Origin of the sequence: Actinopolymorpha alba DSM 45243 (assembly GCF_000373925.1) — a bacterium.
GTDB classification, from domain to species: domain Bacteria; phylum Actinomycetota; class Actinomycetes; order Propionibacteriales; family Actinopolymorphaceae; genus Actinopolymorpha; species Actinopolymorpha alba.
The window spans coordinates 55,681-72,400 of sequence record NZ_KB892812.1 but is presented as its reverse complement, the minus strand read 5'-3'; the positions used below and the strand labels follow the sequence as shown (position 1 = coordinate 72,400).

General features: G+C 64.4%; 20 protein-coding genes and 1 tRNA gene. 13 read left to right on the top strand and 8 right to left on the bottom strand.

The genetic code is table 11. From position 1 onward, the window contains the following. Window positions 1–3 precede the first annotated feature (3 nt). Entirely contained in the window at window positions 4–717 is a 714-nt protein-coding gene (locus tag B141_RS46580) for a DUF4328 domain-containing protein (protein ID WP_157181532.1), read from the bottom strand. 472 nt (window positions 718–1,189) lie between these two features. Between B141_RS46580 and B141_RS50055 the strand changes: the two genes are divergently transcribed. Next, the gene (locus B141_RS50055; RefSeq protein ID WP_157181531.1) at window positions 1,190–1,435 is read left to right on the top strand and encodes a hypothetical protein; all 246 of its coding nucleotides are present in this window, start codon (window positions 1,190–1,192) and stop codon (window positions 1,433–1,435) included. 110 nt (window positions 1,436–1,545) lie between these two features. Here B141_RS50055 and B141_RS0135235 read toward each other — a convergent pair whose 3' ends face one another. Next, the gene (locus tag B141_RS0135235) at window positions 1,546–1,806 is read right to left on the bottom strand and encodes an aminoglycoside phosphotransferase/kinase family protein (RefSeq protein WP_337587618.1); all 261 of its coding nucleotides are present in this window, start codon (window positions 1,804–1,806) and stop codon (window positions 1,546–1,548) included. Window positions 1,807–1,982: 176 nt separating this feature from the next. Between B141_RS0135235 and B141_RS0135230 the strand changes: the two genes are divergently transcribed. The 5 genes from B141_RS0135230 (at window position 1,983) to B141_RS0135210 (ending at window position 6,108) form a co-directional block, all read left to right on the top strand. Next, window positions 1,983–2,918: an HNH endonuclease gene (locus B141_RS0135230; RefSeq protein ID WP_026257871.1), complete on the top strand. Its 936-nt coding sequence runs from the start codon at window positions 1,983–1,985 to the stop codon at window positions 2,916–2,918. A 238-nt stretch (window positions 2,919–3,156) separates the two neighbouring features. Then, a complete protein-coding gene (locus B141_RS0135225; protein WP_020579882.1) occupies window positions 3,157–3,999 on the top strand; it encodes a helix-turn-helix domain-containing protein in 843 nt (280 codons plus the stop codon). Between the two features lie 73 nt (window positions 4,000–4,072). Next, complete coding sequence (locus tag B141_RS0135220; protein ID WP_026257870.1) at window positions 4,073–4,684, top strand: dihydrofolate reductase family protein; 612 nt, start codon at window positions 4,073–4,075, stop codon at window positions 4,682–4,684. Window positions 4,685–4,742: 58 nt separating this feature from the next. After that, window positions 4,743–5,240 carry a pyridoxamine 5'-phosphate oxidase family protein gene (locus B141_RS0135215; protein WP_020579880.1) on the top strand — a complete coding sequence of 166 codons (498 nt, stop codon included), beginning with the start codon at window positions 4,743–4,745 and terminating at the stop codon, window positions 5,238–5,240. Window positions 5,241–5,766: 526 nt separating this feature from the next. Continuing rightward, window positions 5,767–6,108 carry an NsdA family TPR-like regulatory protein gene (locus B141_RS0135210; protein WP_157181529.1) on the top strand — a complete coding sequence of 114 codons (342 nt, stop codon included), beginning with the start codon at window positions 5,767–5,769 and terminating at the stop codon, window positions 6,106–6,108. Between the two features lie 111 nt (window positions 6,109–6,219). Here the strand turns inward: B141_RS0135210 and B141_RS0135205 are convergent, their stop codons facing one another. The 4 genes from B141_RS0135205 to B141_RS0135190 all read right to left on the bottom strand — a co-directional run bounded on the left by B141_RS0135205 (window position 6,220) and on the right by B141_RS0135190 (window position 9,403). Further along, window positions 6,220–7,044: a phosphotransferase enzyme family protein gene (locus B141_RS0135205; protein WP_157181528.1), complete on the bottom strand. Its 825-nt coding sequence runs from the start codon at window positions 7,042–7,044 to the stop codon at window positions 6,220–6,222. A gap of 282 nt (window positions 7,045–7,326) precedes the next feature. Then, on the bottom strand, window positions 7,327–7,986 hold the full coding sequence (locus B141_RS0135200) for a Type 1 glutamine amidotransferase-like domain-containing protein (RefSeq protein ID WP_020579877.1): 660 nt from the start codon (window positions 7,984–7,986) through the stop codon (window positions 7,327–7,329). Between the two features lie 264 nt (window positions 7,987–8,250). Further along, window positions 8,251–8,997, bottom strand: coding sequence for an AAC(3) family N-acetyltransferase (locus B141_RS0135195; protein ID WP_157181544.1), 747 nt, complete (start codon window positions 8,995–8,997; stop codon window positions 8,251–8,253). A gap of 163 nt (window positions 8,998–9,160) precedes the next feature. Then, a complete protein-coding gene (locus B141_RS0135190) occupies window positions 9,161–9,403 on the bottom strand; it encodes a DUF6199 family natural product biosynthesis protein (protein WP_020579875.1) in 243 nt (80 codons plus the stop codon). A gap of 387 nt (window positions 9,404–9,790) precedes the next feature. Here B141_RS0135190 and B141_RS0135185 point away from each other — a divergent pair, with 387 nt between their 5' ends. From B141_RS0135185 to B141_RS0135175, 3 genes are all read left to right on the top strand, one after another. Next, window positions 9,791–10,621 carry an LLM class flavin-dependent oxidoreductase gene (locus B141_RS0135185; RefSeq protein ID WP_026257868.1) on the top strand — a complete coding sequence of 277 codons (831 nt, stop codon included), beginning with the start codon at window positions 9,791–9,793 and terminating at the stop codon, window positions 10,619–10,621. Between the two features lie 132 nt (window positions 10,622–10,753). Beyond that, window positions 10,754–11,311: a dihydrofolate reductase family protein gene (locus B141_RS0135180; RefSeq protein ID WP_020579873.1), complete on the top strand. Its 558-nt coding sequence runs from the start codon at window positions 10,754–10,756 to the stop codon at window positions 11,309–11,311. A 156-nt stretch (window positions 11,312–11,467) separates the two neighbouring features. Beyond that, window positions 11,468–12,202, top strand: a complete 735-nt coding sequence (locus B141_RS0135175) for a Stf0 family sulfotransferase (RefSeq protein ID WP_020579872.1) — start codon at window positions 11,468–11,470, stop codon at window positions 12,200–12,202. Between the two features lie 198 nt (window positions 12,203–12,400). Here B141_RS0135175 and B141_RS53135 read toward each other — a convergent pair whose 3' ends face one another. Then, on the bottom strand, window positions 12,401–12,616 hold the full coding sequence (locus B141_RS53135) for an HAD hydrolase-like protein (RefSeq protein ID WP_202806031.1): 216 nt from the start codon (window positions 12,614–12,616) through the stop codon (window positions 12,401–12,403). Here B141_RS53135 and B141_RS44510 point away from each other — a divergent pair. The 4 genes from B141_RS44510 to B141_RS0135150 all read left to right on the top strand — a co-directional run bounded on the left by B141_RS44510 (window position 12,543) and on the right by B141_RS0135150 (window position 16,162). Continuing rightward, window positions 12,543–13,052, top strand: a complete 510-nt coding sequence (locus B141_RS44510; protein WP_051114277.1) for a GntR family transcriptional regulator — start codon at window positions 12,543–12,545, stop codon at window positions 13,050–13,052. The genes B141_RS53135 and B141_RS44510 overlap by 74 nt on opposite strands. Before the next feature lie 45 nt (window positions 13,053–13,097). Continuing rightward, window positions 13,098–13,607 carry a GNAT family N-acetyltransferase gene (locus B141_RS44505; RefSeq protein ID WP_020579870.1) on the top strand — a complete coding sequence of 170 codons (510 nt, stop codon included), beginning with the start codon at window positions 13,098–13,100 and terminating at the stop codon, window positions 13,605–13,607. An 866-nt stretch (window positions 13,608–14,473) separates the two neighbouring features. Next, on the top strand, window positions 14,474–14,947 hold the full coding sequence (locus tag B141_RS0135155) for a hypothetical protein (protein WP_020579868.1): 474 nt from the start codon (window positions 14,474–14,476) through the stop codon (window positions 14,945–14,947). A 570-nt stretch (window positions 14,948–15,517) separates the two neighbouring features. Next, on the top strand, window positions 15,518–16,162 hold the full coding sequence (locus B141_RS0135150; protein ID WP_020579867.1) for an SMI1/KNR4 family protein: 645 nt from the start codon (window positions 15,518–15,520) through the stop codon (window positions 16,160–16,162). Window positions 16,163–16,473: 311 nt separating this feature from the next. Here B141_RS0135150 and B141_RS0135145 read toward each other — a convergent pair. After that, window positions 16,474–16,564 (bottom strand) — tRNA-Ser (locus B141_RS0135145). Window positions 16,565–16,720: the final 156 nt, after the last annotated feature.

Sequence of the window (16,720 nt, the reverse complement as noted above, 5' to 3'; positions counted from 1 at the left end):
CCCCTACTGTTGGACGGCCGGACTTGCCACGGTGCTAGGCGCGCCGGTTTCGCTGCCGCGCGACTCCTGGAACTGCGTGATACGCCCGACCACCACCATCGCGAGAACGCCGGCGAGCAGGAGCGGTACAACTGACGCGGAGGCGACGACCGACGCGAGTTGTTGGTCACTCACCGTCTCGCCACGCAACGCCATCCGCGAGACGATATTGTTTAGGAACAGCCAGACAATCCAGCTCATCCACCACGCAGTAACCAGGCCGGACCGAGCAAGGCCATCGAACGTCCTCCGGACAGCAGGAGTACGTGGGTCACTGGCGCTCCAGATGTCATCAACCACCTGCTTGGGAAACCACAGGTTGACCACCGGGACGATCCAGCCGGCGATCAGCCAACCACGGGCCCGCCGATGCTGCGCGGCGCACAGCACCTCGGCGTTGTGCCGCGTACGGAAGAGCCAGACGATGAAGGTGATCGCGCAGCCCAGGAACGGCAGGTACCACGCGATGCCCGCGACAGCCTGGACCGACTCCGTGGTCGTGAGCGGTATCGATCCGTACGGGGCAGTTGAGTCGTAGTCGGACAACGACATCGCTACCAGCCCCGATGTGACACCTCCCACGACTCCGACCGCGATGGACACACCGAGCAGTACGCGCAGCGCATTACCCAGGCTTCGCACCGGCTTCAACGCCACTACTTTTGCGGGCTCGACCACTGACGATATCCCGCAGGCAGGGCAGACAACCGTATCCGGAGGTATCGGCGCGGAGCAGTTGGTGCACCTCACGTGAACTCCTCGAAGTCCAGGGGCCGTCTCGACAATGCAGGCGGCCAGCCAGGTCAAAATATCGGGCGGCGCGACGCGTGAAACACGTAGCCAACGTCACGATGAACCAGAAGACCCAGGAAGACCGGTCTTCGTCAACAGCTCACTCCCCCCGGGAAACCCAGCATTTCTACACGACGGAGGATTCCTTCGGCAAGTTGGCATCGAGAAACTTTACGCAAACTGAGCTAGCCCGAATAGTGACGATTCGAGTAAATTCCCCCAAGATCCTGCGACGTCATCTGGAGATCGCCCGACGTTCGGTTGTCCCGGACGTCCCGCGCACTACTAGACTCGCTCGCGCCGTACCGAGTAAGCGTGGACGACGTCACCTCTGGCCCGGGACGCAGCTATTCGGCGGATGGGTCTCGCAACGCCATCTCTTCCGGGCGCGCCTGAATCGCTTGAGGAACTCTTGACCGCCACCGATGATCTCTTCAAGTGGGTTAATCCAGATCTTCCAGAGGATCTCCATTTTCTCCGGGTCGACGGCTCGACAGTTCTCGGGTCAGTCGCGCAGGAGGAGGAAGCATGGCTTGAGCTGGACGAAGTCGAGCTGCAGCTGTTGCATGACGCTGCACTGAATCATGCCCTGAGGCCAGGATGATTCGCCGCAGAGCGCCTTGTCTTAGTCGCCTTCCGCACGGGATACCGTTTCGGGGTATCCCGTGGTTTCGGGTTGGTTCCGGGGTCGCCCCAGATTTCCAGTCCACCGTGTTACGGATTCCCCTCGCCGTTTCGACGAGCCACGCGGCCAGCGCGCACGGCGAGCAGACGGCCGTAGCTGGTCGGGTCCTCGACCGGGACCGCCGGGTGTGCGCCGTCAACCCAGGCGAACGCCACCCAGACCGAGCCGTTCACCAGCGTCGGTCCCGCGATGACGGCCGCCACTGGCGCGCCCACCCCGGCGAGGGTCACCAGGAGGTCGCACTCGTAGGCGACCTCGGGCAGGCGGCGGAAGGGTGGGGACTGGCGCAGCGCAACCCGATCGGTCCCCGGCTACTGGCAAGTACCTCCTCATCGCAGGCAAGTCTGTCTAACGCGCTGCCTTAAGACGGGAGAGCCGACGCTGACCGCAGGTCGAGGCAGGCTGTCCGACCTCAGTAGGGCAGTTTGTATCGCGCCGACGGGATCAGACGTGCATGATCAGGTACGTGAAGGCCTACATGGGGGTAACCGACGGCAATTGGTACGGGTTTCTTGCCGCCCGACCTGAACTCACTGAGGTCAACTTTTGGCGTCCCAGTGGTCCTCGCCCGTTCCGCGCCCTCACTCCTGGCGAGCCCTTCTTCTTCAAGACTCACCATCCGCACAACCGGGTCGTGGGTGGCGGCTTCTACAGTGGCTTCGCGGCGCTGCGTCTCTCAGAGGCGTGGGAGTTCTACGGAGAAGCGAACGGTGTGGCAAGTCTGGCCCAGATGCGCGTTCGCGTCGGCCGATACCGCCGAACGCCCATACCTGACCGCGAAGATCCGTTCATCGGCTGCATCCTCCTGCGTGATGTCATCTTCTTCCCGCACACAGATGCATTCGCCCCGCCGCCTGACTTCGCGCCCAACATCGTCCAGGGCAAGGGCTACGACCTTGCCGTTCACCATGCTCGTGGCTACTTTCGCGATCTGATGAACCTTATGCTCGGCACAGGCGTCGAGATTGACCTCAGCAATCCCTGGCACCGACCTGGAGCCGTCTATGGTGATCCCCGACTGGCACCGCAGCGCCTGGGTCAGCAGGCCTTTCAAGCTGTCATCCTGGACACCTACAACAGGCGTTGTGCCGTCACCGGCGACCGGATACGACCAGTCCTGCAGGCTGCCCACATCCGTCCACTCTCAGCGGGTGGCGAGCACCGGGTCGACAACGGTCTCCTGTTACGTTCCGACGTTCATACCCTGTATGACCGCGGCTACCTCGGCGTTGACCTGAAGCATCGACTCTTGGTGAGCCCGCGTCTCCGCGAAGAGTTCGGCAACGGCGAGGAGTTCTACGCAAGGATCGGCGCACCGATCACCGTGCCAGACGGGCGAGCAAGCCGCCCCAACCGCGACTTCCTGGAGTGGCACCTGGACACGGTCTTCAAGGCGTCATGAATTGCTATCCGCTGGTCGCACGAAGCTAGACGCGGACGCGGACGTTTCGCTTCGTCGATGCGCTGGAACCGCTTAAGGCATACGCGAGGGCATGGGATTCGAGCCCGTGACCGAGAGGGGGCCCTTGGTCACTGGCCAAGGCTGTGCGTACGAGCCCCACGTCCGGAGATGGAGACGGTCGATGGCAGGGCCGGCGACCTCCCTCGCGAACTGACCCCTCGTCGGCCACACTGAGTCCATGGAATACGTCGGCCGGGTGCCCGCCCCGCCGCTCGACCGGTTCATTGACGACGTCTACTGCCTGACCGGGGTGCCGCGCCACCGACGGATGAACGTCCCGCCGATGCCGTCGGCACACCTTTTCATCAACCTGGGCGGACCCGCCCGCCTGTGGGATTCCGACCCTTCGGTGCCGCCGGCAGTGTTCACCGATGGGTGGTTCATGGGTGTGTGGACCAGGCGTTTCCTCTACGAGTACCCCACCCGGGTGCGGCTGGTCGGGGTGCACTTCAAGCCTTGGGGGATTTCGCCGTTCGTCGACATGCCGGCGACCGAGCTGCGGGACCGATGGGTGCCGGTCGACGCCGTCTGGCAACGGTCTTTGGACCGGATTCGCAACCAGGTCGGCGACATCGCATCGGCCACCGAGACACTGCGGGTGCTGGAGGAGGAGCTGCGATCGCGACTTGCCGAGGTGCCGTCGCGCGGTCTCGACCTGGTCCAGCACACGGCCGGGCGCCTGGAGGCCTCCTGGGGCGCGGTCCCGGTCGGTGCGCTGACCGATGCCGCCGGGGTCAGTGGTAACCATCTGGCCACGCAGTTCAAGTCTCATGTCGGGGTCACCCCGAAGCGGGTGGCGCGGATCTACCGCTTTGCGCGGCTGATCCTGTCCGTGGACGCCCTGCGTCCGGTCGACTGGTCGGAGCTCGCTCAAACGGCGGGCTACTTCGACCAGGCCCACCTCATCAGGGAGTTCAAGGACTTCACGGGTCACACCCCGACGGAATACCTGGCCCTGCGGCGCCGATTCCCCGCCGAGCAGGGGTTTCCGCCGGACAGCGGTCCGATGCCCGCCGATTGATTTTTTACAAGCCCAGACTCCCCGGGGACGGCCAAGATCGGGGCGGATTCGCAAGGAGACCCGAGGAGAACCTGTGGGCACGGTAATCATGCACAACGTGGTGTCGGTGGACGGCTTCATCGCCGACGAGAACGACGACATCGGGCCACTCCACGAGTGGTACTTCAGCGGGGACACCCCGATCACCGAAGGCGGCGACCAGCAGTACGACCATTCCGGAACTGGAAGCGCCTTCAAGGTCTCAAAAGCGTCGGCAGAGTACGTCCGGCCGATGTGGGAGGCGATCGGCGCGACCGTGATGGGCCGCAACCTGTTCGACCTGGTGAACGGCTGGGAGGGTCACCCGCCCGCCGGCGAGCACGTGGTCGTGGTGTCCCACCGCCCCAAGCCCGAGGGCTGGCACCCCGAGGCGTCATACCATTTCGTCGATAGCGTGACAGCTGCGATCGACAGGGCCCAGAAGCTCGCCAGGGAGCGAACCGTCGCTGTGAACGCCGGCGAAGTGGGCAGCCAGATCCTCGCGGCCGGCCTCGTGGACGAGGTGGCGATGGACGTGGTGCCGGTGGTGTTCGGGTCGGGCAAACGCTACTTCGGCAGCATCGATGGGCAGCACCTGCTCGAGGACCCCCACGTGGTCATCCACGGCAACCGCGTACTGCACCTGAGGTTCAAGGTACGCCGCTAGACCCCGATGGGGGTGTCGGTAGGTATCGGATCGTCAAGTAACGAAGGATTTTCCTGCCATGACACACGACGACCTCGCGGCCCACGCGCGGGCCATCATCGACGCCAATCTCTACCTGATCCTGGGCACGGCCGACTCGGATGGCCGCCCGTGGACCTCCCCGGTCTACTTCGCCCCGGCAGGCGACCGGGAGTTCTACTGGCTCTCCGCCACCGACGCCCAACACTCCCGCCACATCGCCGAGCGCCCGCAGGTGAGCATCGTCATCATCTTCGACTCCACCGTCGCGCCGTACCACGGCACCGCGGTGTACGCGATCGGGGAGGCACGCGAGCTATCGGGCAGCGACGTCGACCGCGCGCTGGAGGCCTATCCCCGGCCCGACGGTGGAGGTGTCACACCTTTCGCACCAGATGAGGTGACCGCGCCGGCCCCGTACCGGCTCTACCAGGCGACGGCGTCGGACCTGTGGGTCCTGTGTCCCGGGGAACCCAGGCAGCCGTGCTCGCTCCACGGCCTCACCAGGGACCACAGGACCCGTGTGCCGGCGGCATGACCGAGCCAGGCGGTGTTCTCCGCTAAGGCCAAGACAGCTATATGCATCATTGCTTCGACTCGCGCGGGGTGGCCCGCCTCTACCGATGGACCCCGGGCGACAACATCTGGGGTTTGGGCCGCAGCTCGTCAGCCGATGGACCGAACCTGTGACACGAGGTCGCTTAGCCTGGCGTAACTCGCCGCGTCAACGGCTGCGCCGGTGCTGCGATCACTGTCGAACGGGCTCTCGACGTGGGCACCGGGCACCTTTTCGGCACGTGTCACTGCAGTGCCGTGAGCCGTGGCAGTGAGGCCAGCCGTCTTGCCTTGAGCATCGCCGGGCGCTCCGTTGATCGAGCCTCACGTTGCAGTTCGGCCTACGCGCCTTCCGGAAGACTCATCCCGCGCCCTTACAGTAATTCAACGATGACGTTTTCGGCGGACATCCGTCGAGACAAAGAACCGCCAAACTGGGCGCGGTTGGATGTGCGACGCCGACCGTGCACGCAATGTACTGCGCGATGGAGGCGCGTGCGCTGGCGAGCATGGGTGATAAACGTGCCTGCCTACGTGCGATGCGCGAAGCCGAGAACGCGTTCTCGCGTCGGGATGAAGCTGATGACCCTGACTGGATCGGCTACTTCGATGCTGCTGAACTCCACGATGAGTTCGGACACTGCTTCACTGCTCTGCGGCAGGTAGCTGACGCCGAGCACCACACCCGGATCGCGCTCACCCACTCCGGCGATGCCTACCCGCGCAGCCGAACGTTCTGCCGGCTCTCACTCGCCACCGCCTACCTGGTGCGCAAGGACGTGGAACAAGCCTGCACGGTCGCAGCCGAAGCGGTGCAGGTCGCTGACCGGCTCAAGTCCGCACGTACCTGAAGACCTTCAATCGGCAGCTGGACTCCTTCGAGAACGTGAGTGCGGTCCTGGAATTCCGGGAGAAGGCCAGCGCGGTGCTGGACGCAGCCGTGTCGTGACGGGCATGGCCGGCTATGTTCCCGGCGTCCACGAGCGCGGAGCTCGGGGGTCACGCAGTGACGCCACGCGGCGTCTGGCCTCGGGGATCAGGCGCGGCTCCCGGCCGGTGCGTCCGGCCAGCCACAGCGTCATCCGCAGTTCGCGGACAGCTGCCAGCGTGTCGAAACCCGCCCAGTCTCGGATATCGAACCCGTAGGCCGTGACGAAGCCGGCGTACTCGGATTCGCTATACCAGCCCAGCCGTCGGTAGACCGCCGACACGATCAGGTCCCACTCGCGAGGGCCGATGCCAAACCGCTCCAGGTCCAGGAGTGCGACCCGTCCGTTAGGAGTACGCAATGCGTTCTTGCGGTGGGCATCTCCGTGCACAACGCCGCGCGGTAGAACGAACTCCAACTGCGCGAACTCCGCCCGCAAAGCTGCGATATGCCGCCGCAGGAACAGTACGTCTTCGTCAGGAAGGTCGCCTATTTTTGCGAGATGATCCTCCATCCCCACGAACGGATCCAGCAAGCTCAATCTGACATCAGTTGGCGAGTCCAAGGCATGCAGACGACGGAGGGCCTGGCCCAGCTCGACGGGCGAGGCCATCACGCCATCTCGGATCTCGTGCCAGAACGTCGCTACCACAGCCTCGGCGGCCAAAGGCTGCTCGATCCATTCCACGGGACGCACCGCCAGCACGTCGTTGGCAGCCAGCCAACGAGCAACGGCAATTTCTCGAGCCAACCGATCCACTGCCCCCGCTGACGCGAGTCGAACCACCACGCCACTGGACACACGGAAGACGGCATTGTCCGCAACGGGACCAAGCAGCTGCGCCTTCTCGGCGTCCAACCCAACTAGGCGGCAGATCGAAACTAGAAGACGCCGAGCAACGTGCTCGTCCAGCGAAACCGAACCCCGCACAGTCACAAGCAAGCCTCCCGCCCGACACAGTACCCGGCGCGGCGCAATCGCTCTTTGGAGCTGCTCCCGCCCGCATCGCGACTACGTTGCGCCACCTGTCACGCGAACGGGCTCGCGGGCGCGCTCGCAGCGTGAGCGACCGCACCTCACGAACCGCGCGGAATGCGGCATGAGCGGGCGCTTCGCCACGCCAATCGCTGTCGGCCGCGGCTATGCGGGGAACAGCTTCCAGTGCCCCTCGGAGACGACCTCGACGGTGCCGTCGATCACCTTGATGGCCGTCTGGTCGTCGATCGCGTACGCCGGACCCCCGACTTCGGCCGCCCATCTCTCCGCCTCAGCCAGGCTGTTCTCCGGAACCTCATCCAGGTGCGGGAAGATCGAGAAGTCGACGACCCCCAGCGTGCGGTCGTCCGGCGCGGACGGCCACTCGACGAAGTCGGCGCCGATCCGGGGGGTCAGCACCATGCTCCCGGCACTCAACCCCACCCAGACGGTGTCCTGCAGCGACGGCAGGAGGTCCGCCAGCCCGGACTGCCGCATCCAGTGGCACAGGTACGTCGCGTCGCCGCCGGCCACCAGCAGGACGTCAGCCTCCCGGACCCAGGGGACCCACCGCTCCTCGCCGATGCTGGGCAGCGCTGTCAGCTCGAGGACGCCCAGCGACCTCCAGCCCAGATCGCACATGGGTAGCGGCATCTGGCCGGTGATGAAGCGCCAGGCCGAGGCTGGCCCGCACATGGGGTGGGCGTACTGCGCCGTAGGGATGCAGAGGGCACTGGAGTCGGCGATCGGCTTGCCCAGCAGGTCGACCAGCGCATCGCGGATGCTCGGATTCTTAACGCCCGCGGACGTGAGAAGAAGCCTCACCCTTGCCTCCTGTACGTAGCGGTCATGACACTCTCCTCGAGAGTCGAGAGATCGGGTGCACGAGAAGACAGACTGGACACCACACCAAAACTCATCGCCGTTGCGACCTCTCAAGGCTGAAGTGCTGCGGGAGGACCCAGAGTCTGCTGAGGCCTGCAAGGCTGAGTCCGAGTTCATCACCCGCGCCAGAGTGGACATGGGCGCGATCCCTCAGAAGCCGCCATCCCAGCCTACGCGGGTTCGAACTCTCCACCTGCTAGGACCTCACCAGCCCGTGGTGTCAGTTGCATACTCCGCGGCGGTGCGATGCAACGGGAACCAGCTGGCCGCGTAATCGACGAGCTGGCGTACGGGTAGCAGGTAGGCCGTGGCGTATCCGACAGTGTGGATGCGTTGTAGGCCAGTGGCGGCGGCGAATGCGTGGGTTACGGCATGAAAGTCGTTGTCTGCAACCCAAAGTTCGTCCCACTCAACCCACTGGCGACGGCCATCAACGATCAGCGGTGCCCCGTTGCGCACCTGGTGCTTGCCGGGGTAATCGCCTCGGTGCTCGGCTAGGTGCAGAGCGGTGATCTTGTCTGGGCCGACGCCGAGTAAGAGCACCAGAGCGTCGAGTTCGTAGAGCGAACGCAGGGGCGATCGTTCGCCGACCGGTGAGTCCAGGTCGTGGACGGAGATGATCGTCCGTGCGTGTGGGCCCTCAGCCCCGAATGATCGGTGGGGGTGGGAGCTTCGGAGGACCCCGGGCTGGGTTCGGAACAGCTCGGCCACGGCCCCCATGGTCCTGGTCGGGGTGGCGTGGCGATCGTAGGCAGGTAGGTGCTGTCTGATGAGCGGCCAGCGAGCGGGTGGGATGGCTGGGTCGTTGAGGTAGGCGGGGTCGCAAAGCTGCCAGGACTGGGTGGGCATCACGAGTGTGCCCGATGGCCCTACCGCGTTCCGCAGGGCTTCGAGGACTGCTTGTTCGCCACCTATGACACAGCCAAGAGTCGATAACGACGTGTGCACCATGACGGTAGCTCCGGTCAGGCTGCCCAGCGCTGCCAGATCCCGCGTAAGGGTCGTCGCAGTCGTTAGGCCCACAGACTCCTCACCCACGACAGCACCCCTCCCGATTCTGAGGTGAGTAAGCCTTCTAACCGGACGCGAGCAGTCGTGGCCATAGTGCCGCTACCTACGGATAGACGTCGACGGCTTCGGTCATCTGCCCGAGTAAGTGCCACATGAAGATGCCGAAGATGATCCCGCCCACGCCCATGACGCGCGCGACCAGGTAGGAGGCGTCGCTCGGCTCGTTGGCTTTAGGGTCGCGATACTGCCAACTCGAGAGCAGCCGCCACTGCGAGCGTGGGGCCACGACGGCCCAAGTGGCCATTCCGATGAAGATGACGAGGAACACCCGCAGCAGAACCAGCATGAGCCCTCCTGGACTTAAGTGCTCGGAGTGTAGATCACGGTCGAAGAAGAGACGGGCGTTCCGAGAGCCGCAGTCACCGGACAGGATCGATGACCGGGCACGCGTCAGCCGATGACACCCCGCAACTCAGGTTCATGTGGGACCCCGACCGAGGAGGGGCAATCGCTGTTCCGGCGTGTGGCCCCGGTCAGGGCGTGGCGGATAGCCGAAGGCGATGGTGCCCGGATCAGCTACCGGTATCGGCGCGCTCTCACCAACTCGCCCAGCCGCTCGGTCGGGAACCGCAAGATTGCCGACGTGTGGTCGTCGGATCTGTCCGAGCCCGTTCGTTGTGATGTTAGAAACCTGGACAGGGCGAGGGCGAAATGGATCGAGAGGACGACGACGATGACCGACAATGAGGCGACCGGCGGGGCAAGAAGGTTTCGATTCGGTGCTGTTGCCCCGCTCAGAACGGATCTGCCGGCGTGGCGAGACCAAGTGCGCCGTATCGCCGACAGTGGATTCTCCACACTCCTGATGCCCGACGTCCCCCGGTGGCAGCCGGCGCCCGGTCCCACGCTGGCGGTCGCGGCGACTCTGGCCGACCTGCGGGTCGGTACCTGGGTGTATGCCGCTCCGCTGCGCCCGTCCTGGAGCATGGCCTGGGAAGCGCACTCGCTGTCGGTGCTGACCGAAGGTCGCTTCGAGATGGGCATCGGCACCGGCCGGCCCGGAATCGAGGACGAACTGCGTGAGTTGGGCCTTCCGGTGGTGACACCGGGCGAGCGGTTGTCTCAGGTACGCGACACTGTCACGTCGCTCAGAGAACTCGACGGCCCCGACCTCCGTACGCCGGTGGTGATGGCTGTGCGTGGCCCGAAGGCCCGAGCGCTGGCGGCCGACCTCGCGGATACGGTCACAATCGCGATGATGCCAGGCGACTCTCGTGCCGAGATCATGCGATCGGCGGCAGAGGTTCGCGCGCTCCGAGACGTCGAACTATCACACCACGTGGCGGTGGTCGGCGACGTCGTCTCCCCGTTCATGGCACCTCCCGACACCGACCCTGCCGCGTTGCGCGCCGCGGACTCGCTGGCGGTGCTTCCGCGTGACCCGGCGGCAGCCACCGAGGAAATCCTGCGACGCCGTGAGGAGGGTGGCTTCTCATACATCGTCGTAGGCGCGAACGCCGCCGATGCGCTCGCTCCCGTCGTCGCCGAGCTGACCGGACGTTGACCGGACACTGACCGGCAAACCCGACGCCACGGGCGAAGGAGTCGACCTCGGTGCGACGTCACGTACACACCTGGCATTCCAGCCCGTACAGCAATCGTCCTCTCTAACCCTTGGAGTCTTCATGGAGTCTTCATGCGCTCTCTCATTCTCCGACACAGCCTGTCCCTCGACGGTTACGCTGCACCCCCGGCGGGCGTGCCCGAAGACTTCTTCCTGGAGTACGACGAGGACGAGGAGTTCGTCGCTCACACACCCGCCGTTCTCGGCTCTGCGGGCGTGCACGCGATGGGTGCCCGGACGTACCGGGACATGGCCGGGCACTGGCCCTACCAAGAGGGCCCCGAGGCCGACGCGATGAACAGGATCCCCAAGGTCGTCTTCTCCCGTAAGCCGATCGACACACCGTGGGCGACGACGACGGTCTGCTCCGGAGACCTCGCCACCGAAGTTGCCGGGTTGAAAGCGCAAAACGGCGACCCGATCCTTGCGCACGGCGGCGTACGTTTTGCGCAGGCGCTCGTGCGCGCCGACCTCGTCGACGAGTACCACCTGTTGATCAACCCCGTCGCCCACGGCGGCGGAAGCCCGCTGTTCACCGAGTTCACCAAGTTGAAGCTGATCGATGTCAAGTCATTCCCGAGAGGCAACCTCGCTCTGACCTACACGCGTCCAGACACAACCGCCTCCTGAATGCCGCAGTCAGAATGATCGTCAACGGCCCCCCGGCCGCCGCCCACCCGGGGTTGGCGACACAGCGGGCCAAGCCCACCGGTCATGTGCCCGGTCGGGATCGTCCTGCGGAAATTCAGTTGGGGCGCGGCTTGGCGCTTGGTACCGTCGCCCGCTGTGACCCATCCCGGCTTCGACTCGTACCTGATCTGCGCGACGCCACGCTCTGGAAGTACCCTGCTGTGCGGTCTGCTGGGGTCGTCCGGAGTCGCTGGCCGCCCAGCCTCCTACTTCAACCGTCGGGGTCTGCATGACTACGCCGACAACTGGCGGATAGCTCGACCTCGTGACGGACGGATCGACGAAGTGTACGTTCGAGCGGCGCTGGCTGCCGGCAAGACATCGAATGGTGTCTTCGGCGGAAGGATCATGGCCGAGACGCTGCCGGAACTGATCGGTGACCTTGCCGCCGCCGATCCTGGATCAGCGGTGACCGATGTGGAGCTGTTGAGCGCCCAGTTGGGTCGGCTCAGGTTCGTTCACCTGCGACGACGTGACGTCGTGGCCCAGGCAGTGTCGTGGGCGAAGGCGTTGCAAACCCGCTATTGGCACCCGGGTGAGGCCGTCGAACCCGGAGGTCAACCTCCTATCTATGACGAAGAACTAATTGCCCGGCTTGTCGCCGCAATCAATAAGTTCGAGGCGGACTGGACCCTCTGGTTCGCCGCCCAGAGCATCGTGCCCTGTCAGGTTGTCTATGAGGAGTTGGCGGCAGACCCGCTACCCGCGGCACACAAAGTGCTCGACTATCTCGGCCTTCAAGTTCCGCCGGACCGGCAACTGGTGATCGGGCACCATCGACAGGCCGATCAAATCAACGCCGACTGGGCTGCAAGATTCAGGGCTCACTGAACCATCACACCCAAGCGTCCCGTTTACTGAAGATACGGCGTCGATTCTTGTTCCAAGCTGGATCCGGATCCTCAAGGACAGTGTCCAAGCCGCCACCTGAGATCATCTCAGCCTCAGGCATCCCGGGATTGCTCGACGGCTGCGTACCACATCGCGTAGTCCTTCAGGTTACATTAAGGATGATATCCTTCAATTCAATCAGAGTTTTGATTCGATAGCTAGCCTGTGAAAAGTCCTGTGTTTTTGTAAGTCGTTATAGACAATGACACAGTCAATACCGGCCGCCACGGCCGAGTTCAGCCCTCTGGATGAATCCTCTACAACCAGTGTCTCTTCTTCGGTGGCTCCAAGACGCTTTAAGCCGGTCAGGTATGGTTCCGGCGAACCGGAGTACCGGAACTTCGAGATGCGCATCGTTCCGGCCACCCCCGACCTGGCTGAGCGCCTGGAGGTGGACGAGGAAAGTCCACTAGTCGTGCGGTCAATCCTTCGGGCCGTTGACGGTGAACCCACCAGCCTCCAGGACAGCTACTACGCCATGGACGTGGCGGAGGAGTGCGGGCTGCTGAACCCGCGAGACATTCCGCAGGGCACCATCCGCGCGATGGCCAGCCACGGCTACGTCGAGGTCGGCTACGTCGACGAGATCACCACACGGATGCCCTCACCCGACGAGGCACGCAAGCTCGCCCTTGGCACCGGTGCACCGGTCCTCGTGTACATCCGAACGACCTACACCAAGGAGCGTCCGCTGCGGCTCACGCTCACGATCTTTGCCGGCGACCGCAACCGCATCATGTACGAGCTGGGCGACCTCGAGGCCTACCGCCGAGGGGACAGCGCCTCGTGATCACCGAAACGGCGAGCATCACCGATCTCCCTGTGGTGGCTCGCGATGCGGACCGAGGCCAGCGAATGGCTCGCCGAGATCGGGATCGATCAGTGGCGCCAGCCATGGCCGACGCACGAGGCGATGGCGGAACGCTGCGCAGCGAGCATCCGCGCCGGCGAGACCTGGATGGTGCGAGACGACGAGGGAGCGACCGCGGCCACGGTCACTCTCGACACCTACGCGGACCCTCAACTCTGGACGACACGCGAACGTGCCGAACCCGCGATGTACGTCCACCGGCTCATCGTGCGCCGCGGCTGGGCAGGACTCGGCACCCGCATCCTCAACTGGGCATCAGCCAAGGCAGCCAGGCAGGGTAACGACTGGATCCGCATCGACGTGCGGACCGACAACACGCCCCTACACGACTACTACCAACGCAACGGCTTCCAACACGTCCGCACCCTCCACTCCGACTACCCCTCCGGCGCCCTGTTCCAGCGACCTACGAAACTCGCCGCGCCTAAGAGAAGCGCGCCACTGGCCGAACCGACTCAAAGCCTGCCCGACTGACGGCGAGGCTTTATCCACTTCACCGCAAACCCTGATCAGATTCTGACCGAGGCGTAGCTGTGGACAAGTGACGTTCGCCTCTTGCGCCAGCCACGCACTGGCCTACAATCCCGCTGTCGCCGACATGCACAACTTCCACATCCTTGTCGACGACGCCACAGTACTCCTCCATACTGTCGGCACAACGAAATACAGCGCCTGATCGCCCCTATCGCAAAAGAAAAGGTCGGGAGGAATCCAACCGAAGAATATCTCTTCCGCGCAGTCGAGTAGCACAGTCTTATGTATAACCATGGACCGCACACAAAACTCGGGCGCAAATAATCACTCCCCCATTATTGTATCGGCGGTGTACGCCATATTCCCCTATGTTGATTGACGATGATGATATACGAACCGGCAGACCGACAGGCCGCTACTGATCTCTGGGAATCCTGTCTCAGGTATGGCAGTTCCCACGAAATGCGGCTTGGCATGGTTGTGAATCCTGAATCGGCTATTAGTCATGATGCCATGAGGCTGTTGATCCGGTGGGAGCCCGCAGCTATATCCGTGCAATGGGTGGCGAGTACGCCAGGGATGGTATCTGGCGGGGGTCGTTACTACCTGCATATGTACCACCTCACTGAGACGTTGGCAGGGGAGGTCCGGAAGGACCTCGGACTACCGTGGAATTGGGATGACAGGGGCAGCATGCCTATCGACCCGTTTCTGCTCCGGAGTGATGGCTCCCTGTTCCTCGGTTATGAGACTTACCACGAGGTAATGTGGATACAGGCGAGGATCGACGAGTTGGCAGAATTGGAGAAGATGTCACCGGGTTTGCGTTCGCGATTGGTTCAAGTGCCTGGCGAGGAGGACGGCGCATGACGGCGTACACCCTTGTTGATCGCTGGTCCGCGGACGGCCTGTGGCGGGCAGTGTTGTTGTATGCGGCAGAAAAGAAACTGCATCTCGGCTTTGTATTCGATCCGCTGACCCAGATGAGCAAGGAGTGCATGGAGTTTCTTATTCGGTGTGAGCCGGAGCTTCTGTCGGTCGCCTGGGTTCGTGAGGCCCCGGGGATGACGCCTAAATGGAAGCGTTACTACCTGCACCATTATGTCGTCACCGACCGGCTGGCGCAGGACGCCTTGTCGGTCCGTAGCTCTCCATGGCGCTGGGTGAACCCGGCCATGCCTACACAGCCACACGTCCTTCACTCAGATTCGTCGCTGTTCCTACTCGCCGACGTTGCACGCGCCCACATGGTGCTGAAGCCAACTGGTCGGGAGTTGGCCGATCTGGAAGACATCAGCCCTTCACTTTCGGCCAGCCTCCGCGAGATCGATGAACCGTAAACGGCGAACAGTCCAAACCCGCGTTCTCCAGTCTGGAGTCCTGTCCCTCATCTTCCGGCCTTGGCCCCACCAGGGCCGGGTTCTGCCTAGTACCGGTGCCTAGTACCGGACGGTGAGAACTTTCTCTACGTCTTCAAGGGCGGCCCCGAACGGGCCGCCGCGCCCGCCCGATGGCGCCGCCCCTCCCTCCGCGCCTTCGGCGCCCGGTCGGCCGGCGCGGCTGGGCGCGAAAAGGAGGGCCGCCACAAGACTGACGACCCTCACAGCGTCGGCACCGTCGAGCACCAGGCGGTCACGCGGCTAGGGCGGGCCGGCGGCTTTAGCCACCTCGCTTGGTCCGGGTCCCGAAGACCGGGGGCCCACGGCGGGTGATTGCGGGCAGGCAGCAAGCTGCCCGCCGAGCCGGGACAGGCTACGGGCCCCCGGCCTCCCGGACCAAGCCAGGCCACCGACCAAACCCGCCGACCCTCCGAGCGTCCGACGGGCTCCAACCCTGCCCCCGGTCAGTGCGCGGCCTGCATGGACTGATCTGTCCGCCAGCATCGGGCCAGCGGATGAGACCATCCCGGTATGGCTGACGACTTGGTACGCCACTACAGGGGGCGAGCGATCTTCGGACCCTTCGCTCCCGTCGAGGCTGGCGAGCTCGTGGCGCTGGAGGCCGAGATCGGCCAGCCGCTTCCTAGCGACTACCGTGCCCTCCTCGAGGTGGCCAACGGTGGAACGCTGCAGTACTCGATACGCCTGCCCCACAGCGCCGGCGGTGAGCCGATCGGCTTTGACGACATCTATCACGTCGGCAGAGACCAGCACGGCGAGTACGGCTACAGCACTCTTCTTGGCGAGTACAGGCGACGCCGGGAGTGTTGGTGGGCCGAGACGGTCTCTACAGACAATCTGTTGCCGATCGCCCGTGACGGGGGCGGCGACATTCTGTATCTCGATCTCGGTACCCAGGCGCCCGGACAACTCGTAGCCTTCGTTCACGGATTGCCGGAGTGGACGGGTTTGACTCAACACGATGTCTTCACTGTCGTAGCCCCCAGCATCGATAGCTACCTCGATGCCCTCTTCATCGAGGAGGGGATCGCACAACTGACCTGGGAAGACGTCGAGGACACCAGCCCAAGCGACCGGTGGAGGCGCGTCGTGGAGGACTGGCTCGATGCAGGGCTTACCGACTGGCGCACCCGCCCCTGGGCGGCAACCCAGTGATCTCGATGGCAGCCGCCGCCGACGCCGGCCGTGACGCCAACCGACCCATCTCGCGGCAGCCATCACGACTGTGCCCGAGACCGTCACAAGCGCCCGACGCCCCGCTGACGTCACCCGCCCAGACCTGAAAAGCGGAAGCTCGGCGAGCCGAAGCACCGCAGAAACGTGCCCCCGGCTGGCCCGCGTATGGCACGCAAACGCCGAGATCTGGCCGGACGCAGCGAGCCACACCGAGACCGACCGAGCATGCTCCCGGAGCGCCGACAGGGCCGCATTTCCGCAGGTCAGGAGGGCTAACACCCAGGTCAGGGCGGAGGGCATGGGATTCGAACCCATGACCGAGAGGGGTCCCTCGGTAGCGGTTTTCAAGACCGCCGCACTAGGCCACTATGCGAGCCCTCCCCGCCTGCGGAGTGCTCCCCGACGGACCGCTACCCTGAGCCGCCCCGTCGTGGATCCGCCCGCAGCGCTGCCCCCGGCGTGAGGTCGGAGGCAACGCCGACTATTCTCCCACCCACCCTCCGCACCCCAGCCGCCTGGTACGAGGCCCCGCCGCCA